Origin of the sequence: Streptomyces olindensis (assembly GCF_040645895.1) — a bacterium.
Classification (GTDB): Bacteria; Actinomycetota; Actinomycetes; order Streptomycetales; family Streptomycetaceae; genus Streptomyces; species Streptomyces olindensis.
Genome location: NZ_JBEYZD010000130.1, coordinates 1 through 9,976 on the forward strand (window position 1 = coordinate 1; position 9,976 = coordinate 9,976).

8 protein-coding genes and 1 pseudogene are annotated in these 9,976 nt (G+C 71.2%); 5 read left to right on the top strand and 4 right to left on the bottom strand.

Annotated elements, in window-relative coordinates; all coding sequences use genetic code 11:
• Positions 1 to 20 precede the first annotated feature (20 nt).
• Complete coding sequence (locus ABZ948_RS39780; protein WP_359768014.1) at positions 21 to 692, bottom strand: hypothetical protein; 672 nt, start codon at positions 690 to 692, stop codon at positions 21 to 23.
• Between the two features lie 105 nt (positions 693 to 797).
• Complete coding sequence (locus ABZ948_RS39785) at positions 798 to 2,975, bottom strand: ABC transporter family substrate-binding protein (RefSeq protein ID WP_359768015.1); 2,178 nt, start codon at positions 2,973 to 2,975, stop codon at positions 798 to 800.
• Between the two features lie 288 nt (positions 2,976 to 3,263).
• On the opposite strand from ABZ948_RS39785, the gene ABZ948_RS39790 reads away from it, so the two are divergent.
• Genes ABZ948_RS39790 through ABZ948_RS39805 form a run of 4 tightly spaced genes read left to right on the top strand, consistent with a single transcriptional unit; the run spans position 3,264 to position 7,175 of the window.
• A complete protein-coding gene (locus ABZ948_RS39790; protein ID WP_351348261.1) occupies positions 3,264 to 3,554 on the top strand; it encodes an Rv0250c family protein in 291 nt (96 codons plus the stop codon).
• 54 nt (positions 3,555 to 3,608) lie between these two features.
• On the top strand, positions 3,609 to 4,445 hold the full coding sequence (sdhC, locus tag ABZ948_RS39795) for a succinate dehydrogenase subunit SdhC (RefSeq protein ID WP_359768016.1): 837 nt from the start codon (positions 3,609 to 3,611) through the stop codon (positions 4,443 to 4,445).
• A 16-nt stretch (positions 4,446 to 4,461) separates the two neighbouring features.
• On the top strand, positions 4,462 to 6,402 hold the full coding sequence (locus tag ABZ948_RS39800; protein ID WP_359768017.1) for a fumarate reductase/succinate dehydrogenase flavoprotein subunit: 1,941 nt from the start codon (positions 4,462 to 4,464) through the stop codon (positions 6,400 to 6,402).
• On the top strand, positions 6,399 to 7,175 hold the full coding sequence (locus tag ABZ948_RS39805) for a succinate dehydrogenase/fumarate reductase iron-sulfur subunit (protein WP_359768018.1): 777 nt from the start codon (positions 6,399 to 6,401) through the stop codon (positions 7,173 to 7,175). Before ABZ948_RS39800 ends, ABZ948_RS39805 begins: the two co-directional genes overlap by 4 nt.
• Here ABZ948_RS39805 and ABZ948_RS39810 read toward each other — a convergent pair.
• Positions 7,150 to 8,175, bottom strand: coding sequence for a phosphotransferase family protein (locus ABZ948_RS39810; RefSeq protein ID WP_359768019.1), 1,026 nt, complete (start codon positions 8,173 to 8,175; stop codon positions 7,150 to 7,152). The two genes, ABZ948_RS39805 and ABZ948_RS39810, sit on opposite strands and share 26 nt — an antisense overlap.
• A complete protein-coding gene (locus tag ABZ948_RS39815) occupies positions 8,172 to 9,287 on the bottom strand; it encodes a glycoside hydrolase family 18 protein (protein WP_359768020.1) in 1,116 nt (371 codons plus the stop codon). The genes ABZ948_RS39810 and ABZ948_RS39815 overlap by 4 nt, the downstream gene beginning before the upstream one ends.
• A gap of 204 nt (positions 9,288 to 9,491) precedes the next feature.
• Between ABZ948_RS39815 and ABZ948_RS39820 the strand changes: the two are divergent.
• Positions 9,492 to 9,976 (top strand): annotated as a pseudogene (locus ABZ948_RS39820) (hypothetical protein); the annotation flags it as partial.

Below are 9,976 nucleotides of genomic sequence, written 5' to 3' on the forward strand. Positions count from 1 at the left end.
GCCCTGAAAGGGCCTCGTCCTCAAGCGCCGGACGGGCTGGATGACACGCCCCGTTCGCAGGAGTGCCGGGCGGCCTCCCGGCCCAGGGCCGAGTCGGGGCGCTCGTCGCAGTCGGCCACGCCCGCGATGTCGACCGTCCAGTTCCGGGCGTGACCGGAGGCGGTCCTGCCGTCCGGGCAGGTGTAGCGGAAGTCCGCCGACACCTCCCGCACACCGGCGTACTGGTAGAACTCGCCCGCCGCGCGCGGTGTGACGCGGCCGGTGTCGAACTCCGGGGCCGGCTGCCCGACGTCGGTGAACGCCCAGGTGTCGCCGTCGGTCTCGGCCAGGGTGGGCGCGTCGGAGTCGATCTCCCCGGTCTTCTTGCCGAGGGAGAAGAGGATCTCCGCGGCGGACGGGGCCGGTCCGTCGGCACGTACCGAGGGGGTCGGGGTGTACACCCGCCGGATCGGGTTGCGCAGTGCGCCGCCGCCCGCGCCCAGCCGCTCCGGGTCCGAGATCCCGGTCAGCCGGTCCCGCCGGGTGAGGTGGGACCAGGTGAAGGTGCCGTTCTCGCAGATCTGCGCCGCGGCCCCGCCGGTCCTGCGGTCCGTGCCGTCGCCGTCGGTGTCCCCCGTGCAGGCCGTCGGTCCCGCCACCAGCGCCCCGATGGCCAGACCGGCCGCGCAGACCCGCCGTACCGTGCCGCGCATCCGCCGGCTCCCGTCCCCCGTGCACGGACGCCCGGCGCCCGCACCATGATCACTGCCGCGTTCATGGTGCGGGCGCCGGGCGGGAACGGCAAGCGGGCTACCGGGTCATCGGTTCGTCGCGGAGGGCCCGGACGCCGGCTTCGCGCCCTTCTTCAGGAAGCCCATGTCCTCGAAGACCGGGGTGCCGAAGCCGAAGGCCCCGGTGTTGACCAGGTTCTTCCGGGCCGCCATGAGCTGGGGGCGCTGGAAAAGAGGGATGGAGCCGGCCGCGGCCCAGATGCGGGAGTCGGCCTTGCGGATGAGGGAGCGGGACTCGCCCTCGTCGAGGGTGGCGACGGCCTGGTCGAAGAGCTGGTCGACCTGGTCGGTGCCGACGCGGGTGTAGTTCTGCTCGATGCTCAGGGAGCCGTCGGCGGCCGGGACCGGCTTGGCGTAGACGGGGCGGGCGTCGGTGGCGGGGAAGGCCGTCGCGGGCCAGGAGTACAGGGCCAGGTCGTACTGGCCGGACGCGATGTGGTCCTTGAAGTAGGAGTCGTCGGAGACCTTGGAGATCTCGGTGCGGATGCCGACGCGCTCCAGCATGCGGGAGATGCGGTCGGCGACCGTGCGCAGCGTCTGGGAGCCGGGCCCGGAGGGGAGCACGAAGCGCAGGGTGAGGGCCTTGCCGTTCTTGGCGAGCGGGGCGGCCTCGCGGTTCGCCGGGGCGGCGGTGCCCTTGGGGGCGTACGCGCCGGGGGCGCCGCCCTGGTGCGGGTGCTTGTACTGCTTGCCGTCCTGGGCGAGGTGGTCGGCGGGGTCCGGACCGCGCCGGGCCTTGTCGTCCTCGCCGACGATGTACGTGCCGTCGTCGGACCCGCCGCCCGGGGAGGTGCCGGCCTTCTCGCCCTCGGGGCCGGCCGCCTTCTCCTCTTTCTTCTTCTGCTCCTTGACGGGACCGCCGCGCACCCAGCCGGCGTCGGCGAGCAGGGCCTGGGCCTCCTTGGTGTCCTGGCCGCCGAGGGCGCCGCTGTTGTCGGCGTAGTGGGCCTGGCCGGAGAGGGCCAGGTGGCTGCCGACCGGGGCGGCGGGCAGGCCGAGCGGCTTGAGGACGGCCTCGGCCAGTTCCCTGCGGTCCAGGGCGCGGGCGACGGCCCTGCGGACGCGCTCGTCGGCGAGCGGGCCCTCGGCGCCGTTCAGGGCGAGCTGGGTGAAGGCGGGCTCCAGGGACTTGCGGACCTCGAAGCCGCGCAGGGCCTGCTGCTGCCGGGCGTACTTCACGGCCGCCCTGCGCAGCTTCTTGCGGGCGAGGGTCTCCTCGTCGGCGGCGTCCTCGTCGGAGCCGTTGGCGACGGCCCAGGAGCGCAGGTCGTCCGCGGCGGTGCGGTCGGCGCCCGGGCCCATCTGGGGGCTGCCGGCGCTCTGCCGGCGGGCGGCGACGGTGATGCGGCGGGCCGCCGAGGGGTCGATCTCGGCCAGGTCGAGGGTGCCGGCAGCCAGCTCGGCGGTCCGCTTGTCGCGCGGGACGGTGCGCAGCACGATCTCGGAGAGCTTGGCGGGCTCGCCCCACCAGCGCGGGTTGCGGGCGAGGGTGATCTCCTCGTCCTTGGTGTCGACCTCCTTCACCGTGAAGGGGCCGGCGGTGACCTTGAGCTTCTTGCGGGCCCCGTCGTTGAAGGAGTCCGGGGTGCCCATGACGTCCTTCGGGTACAGCGGGGAGAACAGGGAGCGCCAGTCGGCGTAGGGGCGGCTGAAGGTGACCCGGACCTCCAGGGCGCTGTCGCCGCGCTCGATCTTCTGGATGCGGTCGTAGCCGGCGTTGCGGGCGGTCCAGTAGGCGGTGTCCTTGCCGGACAGGGCGCGCCACTGGGCGGCGAAGTCGGCGGCGCCGATCTCCCGGCCGTCGCTCCAGACGGCCTGCTGGTTCAGCTTGTACAGGACGACCTGCTTGGGCTCGGTCTCGACGACCTTCGCGGACTCCAGGTAGGCGGGGTTGCGCTCAGGGCGGCCGGAGGAGTCCATCCGGAACATCGACGGCAGGACGGCCTGGGCGACGCGGGTGGTGGTGGCGTCGGCGTCCGACTGGAAGGTGTTCAGCGTGTCGGGCACGGAGTCGACGGCCCAGCGCAGGGTGCCGCCGTCGGCGATCCTGTCGCGGGGGGCGGGCTGGATGTCCTGCCCGGCGAGCGGCTTGCCGGCCGGGTCCTCGGAGCCGCATCCGGCGAGCGCGGGCACCGCGAGCACGCCCGCGGTGAGGAAGGCGACCGAGCGCGTGACCGCGCGCGGGCCGACGCCGTGCTGGGACATCTGTGCTACCTCCGGGAAGCCGCGGGCGTTATGATCACTTTTGGCGGTATTTGGAGTTCATCTGATGTATGCGGCCACTGAAGAGGAAAGGGTTCCGCAACACAGGGCGACACGGCGGTCACGGTCGGGAAGCCACCCGTGCGGCGCAACGCACCGCACGGTGCACCCACACGCCTCGGCCAATCGATGCACATCCCTTCACAGCACAAGGTGTGACGCGCAACACTCGCAGGCGCATGAACGTTGCCGCCTTGGGCCTCGAAGGACCCGCGGAAGTGAGGGCAAGTCATGTCCGTTCACGATGAACTGACGTCAGTCCAGCGCTCCCTCGACGAGCTGTTCCGCTCGCTGGGACGCCTGGAGAAGCAGCTCGGCACCGGCGGCCTGGAGATGCGCCGCGTCCGGGCCGATGCCAACCACCTGCGCGAGAGCGTCGCCCTGCTGCGCGACGCCGCCGCGTCCCCGGCCGCACCCAAGCGCCCCGAGCTCGTCACCATCTCGGACGCGCCGTACGACCCGTCGCTGTGGGTCGACTCGGACGACGAGGGGCTCGGCGCCCGGGACCGGCGCGCTCCCTGACCGGGAGGGCGTCGAGCGACCGGCACCTCCCCCGAACCCGACCGGAGTCGTCACGTGGCCACTGGTACGGAACCCCCCGCCACCGAACCCCATCCGAGAAGCGGCGGCGTACGGGCGGGTACGCGCGCCGCGATCACCGCACCGCACCTGCGCACCGACCGCTGGTGGCTGGCCCCGGCCGGCACGGTCGCCGGCCTGCTGGCCTTCATCGTCTACTCGACCTGGCGGGCGTTCGCCGACGCGGACTACTACGCGGCGCCGTACGTCTCGCCCTTCTACTCCCCCTGCCTGGCGGAGCGGTGCGAGCCGATGAAGGCCGGCCCGAACTGGGAGATCTTCGGCAGCTGGTGGGGCATCTCGCCCGCGATCATCATCCTGATCTTCCCGCTGGGCTTCCGCCTGACCTGCTACTACTACCGCAAGGCCTACTACCGCGGCTTCTGGGCGTCCCCGCCGGCCTGCGCGGTCGCCGAGCCCCACAAGAAGTACACCGGCGAGACCCGCTTCCCGCTGGTCCTGCAGAACATCCACCGGTACTTCTTCTACGCCGCGATCGTGGTCGCGGGGATCCTGACCTACGACACCGTGCTCGCCTTCCGCGACGAGCAGTACGAGTGGGGCCACATGGGCCTCGGCACCCTCGTGTTCCTGGTCAACATCGTGCTGATCTGGGCGTACACGATCTCCTGCCACTCCTGCCGGCACATCGTCGGCGGCAAGCTCAAGCACTTCTCCCGGCATCCCGTGCGCTACCGGATGTGGCAGTGGGCGGGGAAGCTCAACGCCCGGCACATGCAGCTCGCCTGGGCGTCGCTGGTGAGCGTGGCGCTCGCCGACTTCTACGTCTACCTGGTCGCGTCCGGTGCCTTCGACGATCCGCGATTCTTCTGATGAGTGAGGCCTACTGATGTCCGTGGTCGACCGGCAGGAATGGGACGTCGTCGTGGTGGGCGCGGGTGGTGCCGGGCTGCGCGCCGCCATCGAGGCCCGCGAGCGGGGCGCCCGTACGGCCGTGATCTGCAAGTCGCTGTTCGGCAAGGCGCACACCGTGATGGCCGAGGGCGGCATCGCCGCGGCGATGGCCAACGCCAACGAGAACGACACCTGGCAGGTCCACTTCCGCGACACCATGCGCGGCGGCAAGTTCCTCAACCAGTGGCGGATGGCCGAGCTGCACGCCCAGGAGGCGCCGCAGCGGGTGTGGGAGCTGGAGACCTGGGGCGCGCTGTTCGACCGCACCAAGGACGGCCGGATCTCCCAGCGCAACTTCGGCGGCCACGAGTACCCGCGCCTCGCCCACGTCGGCGACCGCACCGGCCTGGAGCTGATCCGCACCCTCCAGCAGAAGATCGTCTCCCTCCAGCAGGAGGACTTCAAGGAGACCGGCGACTACGAGTCCCGGCTGAAGGTCTTCCAGGAGTGCACGGTCACCCGCGTGCTCCAGGAGGACCGCCGGGTGAGCGGCGTCTTCGGCTACGAGCGCGAGTCGGGCCGCTTCTTCGTCCTGGAGGCACCCGCCGTCGTGATCGCGACCGGCGGCATCGGCAAGTCCTTCAAGGTGACGTCGAACTCGTGGGAGTACACCGGCGACGGCCACGCGCTGGCCCTGCTCGCCGGCGCTCCCCTGCTGAACATGGAGTTCGTGCAGTTCCACCCGACCGGCATGGTCTGGCCGCCGTCGGTGAAGGGCATCCTCGTCACCGAGTCGGTGCGCGGCGACGGCGGCGTGCTGCGCAACTCCGACGGCAAGCGGTTCATGTTCGACTACATCCCCGACGTCTTCAAGGACAAGTACGCCGAGACGGAGGACGAGGCCGACCGCTGGTACGACGACCCGGACCACAACCGGCGTCCCCCCGAACTGCTCCCCCGGGACGAGGTCGCGCGGGCGATCAACGCCGAGGTGAAGGAGGGGCGCGGCTCCCCGCACGGGGGCGTGTTCCTCGACGTGTCGACCCGGATGCCGGCGGAGGTCATCAAGCGCCGGCTGCCGTCGATGTACCACCAGTTCAAGGAGCTGGCGGACGTCGACATCACGGCCGAGGCGATGGAGGTCGGGCCCACCTGCCACTACGTGATGGGCGGGATCGCGGTCGAGTCCGACACGGCGGCGGCGCGCGGGGTGCCCGGACTGTACGCGGCCGGTGAGGTCGCCGGCGGTATGCACGGCTCCAACCGGCTCGGCGGCAACTCCCTGTCCGACCTGCTGGTCTTCGGCCGCCGGGCGGGCTGGCACGCGGCCGAGTACGCGGCGGCGCTGGCCGGGGCGCGCCCCGCCGTGGACGACGTGCAGATCGACGCGGCCGCCGCCGAGGCCCTGCGGCCCTTCTCGGCCGAGGCGGAGATCGAGGAACCGGCGGGCGGCCCGCCGGAGAACCCCTACACGCTGCACCAGGAACTCCAGCAGACGATGAACGACCTGGTCGGCATCATCCGCCGGGAGCCGGAGATGAAGCAGGCCCTGGAGAAGCTGGCCGAACTGCGGGTACGGGCGCGCCGGGCCGGGGTCGAGGGACACCGGCAGTTCAATCCGGGCTGGCACCTCGCCCTCGACCTGAGGAACATGCTGCTGGTCAGCGAATGCGTGGCGCGGGCGGCCCTGGAGCGCACCGAGTCGCGCGGCGGCCACACGCGGGAGGACCACCCGGCGATGGACCGCAAGTGGCGCCGGATCAACCTGCTCTGCGCGCTCACCGACCCGACGGGCGGACTGGCGGCGACCGACCCGGTCCGCGGCCAGATCACCCTCACCCGTGAGACCACCGAACCCGTCCGTGCCGACCTGCTCGCCCTGTTCGACAAGGAGGAGCTGGTCAAGTACCTCGCCGAAGAGGAGCTCTACGAATGAGCGGCTACACGGCCCACTTCAAGGTGTGGCGCGGGGACGTGGGCGGCGGCGGCCTGGAGGACTTCGAGGTCGAGGTCAACGAGGGCGAGGTGGTGCTCGACATCATCCACCGGCTCCAGGCCACCCAGGCGCCCGATCTCGCCGTCCGCTGGAACTGCAAGGCCGGCAAGTGCGGTTCCTGCTCGGCGGAGATCAACGGCCGCCCGCGGCTGATGTGCATGACGCGCATGTCGGTGTTCGACCGCGAGGAGACCATCACGGTCACGCCCCTGCGCGCCTTCCCGGTCGTCCGCGATCTGGTCACGGACGTCGGCTTCAACTACCAGAAGGCGAGGGAGGTTCCGGCCTTCGTCCCGCCGGCCGGTGTCGCGCCGGGCGAGTACCGGATGATGCAGGAGGACGTGGACCGCTCCCAGGAGTTCCGCAAGTGCATCGAGTGCTTCCTGTGCCAGGACACCTGCCATGTGGTCCGTGACCACGAGGAGAACAAGCAGGCGTTCGCCGGTCCCCGGTTCCTGATGCGGGTCGCGGAGCTGGACATGCACCCGCTGGACGCGGCGGCGGAGACGGGCCTGGACCGCAAGACCACCGCCCAGGACGAGCACGGCCTGGGCTACTGCAACATCACCAAGTGCTGCACGGAGGTCTGCCCCGAGGGCATCAAGATCACGGACAACGCGCTGATCCCCCTGAAGGAGCGGGCGATCGACCGCAAGTACGACCCGCTGGTCTGGCTGGGCTCGAAGATCAGGAGGCGCTCCTCAGCAGGCTGAGCACCTCCCGGAGGTTGTGTTCGGCGATCTCCCGCATCCGCTCCGGGTGCGGGAAGTCGCCCTCGATGAGGGTCAGCGGGCCGGAGACGAGCCCTATGTGCGTCGACAGGCGGTACAGGCGCATGCGGGCCTCGTCCAGGCCCGGGGCGCGCAGGGCGTCGTAGTGCGGGCCGAAGCGGAGCCGGAGGAAGACGTGCTCGTGCTCCACGTCGAAGTACATCAGGCCCTCGATGTCGATCAGGGCGGGCTGCCCGTCGGCCGTGAGCAGCACATGGTCCGCACCCAGCTCGCCGTGGATGAGGGTGTGGTGGTCACGGGGGCGGACCTCGGCGGCCAGGGCGTGGACGGCCTCCTCCAGTTCCCGGCGTACGGCGGCGGCGCGGGGCTCGCGGCGGGCCGCTTCCGCGACGGAGCGCAGGGCGTTCTCGGTGACCCGCTGCTCGCAGGTGGCGGCGTGGGAGGAACCGCCGCGGTCGACCAGGGCGACCTTCCCGAGGCGGGGGCCGGTGTGGGCGTGCAGGGCGGCGAGGAGTTCCGCCATCCGCTCCATGGCCTGAGGCGCCTGGTGCGGGTCCCGGGCCAGGAGGTCCTCCAGGCTGCCGCCGGTCAGGTCCTCGACGACGGCCGCGTCCGCCGGAAGGTGCGTGTGCGTGGCGTCGGCGTACAGCAGGCGCGTGGTGCGGACGCCGGCGGCGGCCAGCCGGTCGTGGGCCGCCGTGAACAGGTCGAGGCCCGTGCCGTGGGAGAAGGGGTCCCGTGGGTCGGGGTCCGGCTGGTCCCAGTAGTCCTCGTCGGCCGACCAGACGTAGGCGACGGCCGTGGAGTCGTCGTCGAGGGTCAGGCGGTAGGCGCCCTTCTTGGTGCCGCCGCGCAGGCGCTCGACGCCGGTGAGGGTGCGGCCGGGGCCGAGCGCGGCGCGGGCGAGGGGGGCGAGGTCGGTGCGGGTGAGGGGGCGCCGGGGGCCGGGGTGGCGGCTGTCGTTGCTCGGGGCTGGAGTCACCGCACCCAGTCTTCCTTGTACGCCCGCCAGTCCGCCTCGGTCGCGGCGAAGTCGATGTACAGCGCGAGGCCGAAGCGGGCCCGGTCGGCGTCCGTGCGGGACAGGCCCAGGCGGACGCCCCGGACGGCGGCGGGCACGGTCTCGGCGTGGCCCCAGTGGTCGAAATTGCTCTCCCAGTAGAACGGCAGGCCCATCAGCAGGTCGGTGGAGGGCGGGGTGACCTCCAGGGCGAGGGAGGTCTGCTGCGCGACGTAGCCGCCGTAGGTGCCCTCCAGCGGCTGGGCGGTGTCGTACGACATCACGGCGATCTGGTCGACGCGGCGGGCGACCTGGCCGAAGAACTCCTGCGACCACCACTTGGGGTTCTCGGTGAAGAGGCCGAACACGGTGTGCAGTTCCGGGAGCGGGTCGATCTGGTGGGCGGCCACGGAGAGCTGGGCGTCCCGGGAGCGGGTCTCGCGGCGCAGGGCGTCGAGCAGGGTGAGGTAGGCGCGGTTGCCGGACGGCATGGGCTCCAGGTCGAGGTGGATGCCCTCGTAGCCGGTGTCCAGGACCTGGCGGGCGGAACGGAGCACGGCGGCGCGAGTCTTCGGGTCCTCCACGCGCATGCCCTCGGCGCTCTCGGTCGCGAGGACGTCGCCGAGGAAGGCCTGGACGCGGATGCCGGGCAGTTTCTCGTGGACGGCGTCGATGAACCAACGAGCCCTCGGATACACCGACTTCGGGAGCGTGCCGTCGTGTTCCAGCGGTCCGGAGTGGACGTACAGGTCGCGGATGCCGGTGCCTTGCAGGCGGCGCGCCAGGGCGGTGACGTCGGCGTCCTTCTTGCGGCCGTCGACCCAGGCGTGGCCGAGCCAGAGGGCGTCGCGGTCGCGGGTGTGGGTGCCCTGTGCGGGATCGCCGGTGTAGTTGATGTAGAGGGCGGTTTCGGCGGTGAGGAGGGGGAGGAGGGCGATGAGCAGGGTTAAGGCTGCGCGTTTGAGCCAGCGACGGTGGCGTGGGCGGGCGGCACCGGGTTCTGTGTCGGTCTGAGGCTCGAGTTGGTGTTGGGGCTGCGGTTGGGGCTCGGCGGGGTCGTTTCCGTCCCGGGCTGTGCTCTCCGTGCGGTCCATGCCGTCTCCCCTCGTACCGGTGGTGCAGCTCCACCCTGGTGGTGACAGAGGTGACGAGCGGAACGGACGTTCGGTTGCGTGTGGGGGTTCGGTAAGGGGTCACAGACCACGCCCGTGACTATTCCTATGATGATCTGACTGACTGAAGCTCGGAGGGGCTAGGTCCGGAGCAGGCGTCAATAGGCTTACGGGGGTTGGGGAAACGTGATCCAGCCGGAGAAGATCCCGCAGTTCACCGGCGACTTGGAGCAGTTGGAGACGGACTACGCGGACCTGAAGAAGGACGCGGGTCACGTCCGGGACGCGGGCGGTGACATCCACTCCCGCTTCCAGGGCTTGTCGGCGTTCTACCAGGCTCCGGAGGCGGAGCAGTTGTTCGCGACGACGAAGCCGGTCAAGGAGAAGGCGGACGCGTTCGCCGACGACCTGGAGAAGGTGTCGGGCGCGTTGTCGTCGTATGCGACGGAGATCCGTCCGCTGGTTGCGAAGCTGAAGCAGTTGAAGGCGGACGCGGCGGCTTTCGTCTCCTCGGTCAAGGACGATGACGAGTGGGAGTACGACGAGGACAAGGTCGACGAGCACAACAAGCTGCGTGATGACATCACCGCGACGGTCGCGGCGTTCTGGGCGGCGGAGCGGACCTGCCACAACAAGATCACCGCGTTGTGGGGCGGGACGCAGATGGTGGC

Coding starts and splice junctions, on each gene's coding strand:
- ABZ948_RS39805 (WP_359768018.1), top strand. CDS start 6,399: ATGAGCGGCTACACGGCCCACTTCAAGGTGTGGCGCGGGGACGTGGGC.
- ABZ948_RS39785 (WP_359768015.1), bottom strand. CDS start 2,975: ATGTCCCAGCACGGCGTCGGCCCGCGCGCGGTCACGCGCTCGGTCGCC.
- ABZ948_RS39780 (WP_359768014.1), bottom strand. CDS start 692: ATGCGCGGCACGGTACGGCGGGTCTGCGCGGCCGGTCTGGCCATCGGG.
- ABZ948_RS39790 (WP_351348261.1), top strand. CDS start 3,264: ATGTCCGTTCACGATGAACTGACGTCAGTCCAGCGCTCCCTCGACGAG.
- ABZ948_RS39815 (WP_359768020.1), bottom strand. CDS start 9,287: ATGGACCGCACGGAGAGCACAGCCCGGGACGGAAACGACCCCGCCGAG.
- ABZ948_RS39800 (WP_359768017.1), top strand. CDS start 4,462: ATGTCCGTGGTCGACCGGCAGGAATGGGACGTCGTCGTGGTGGGCGCG.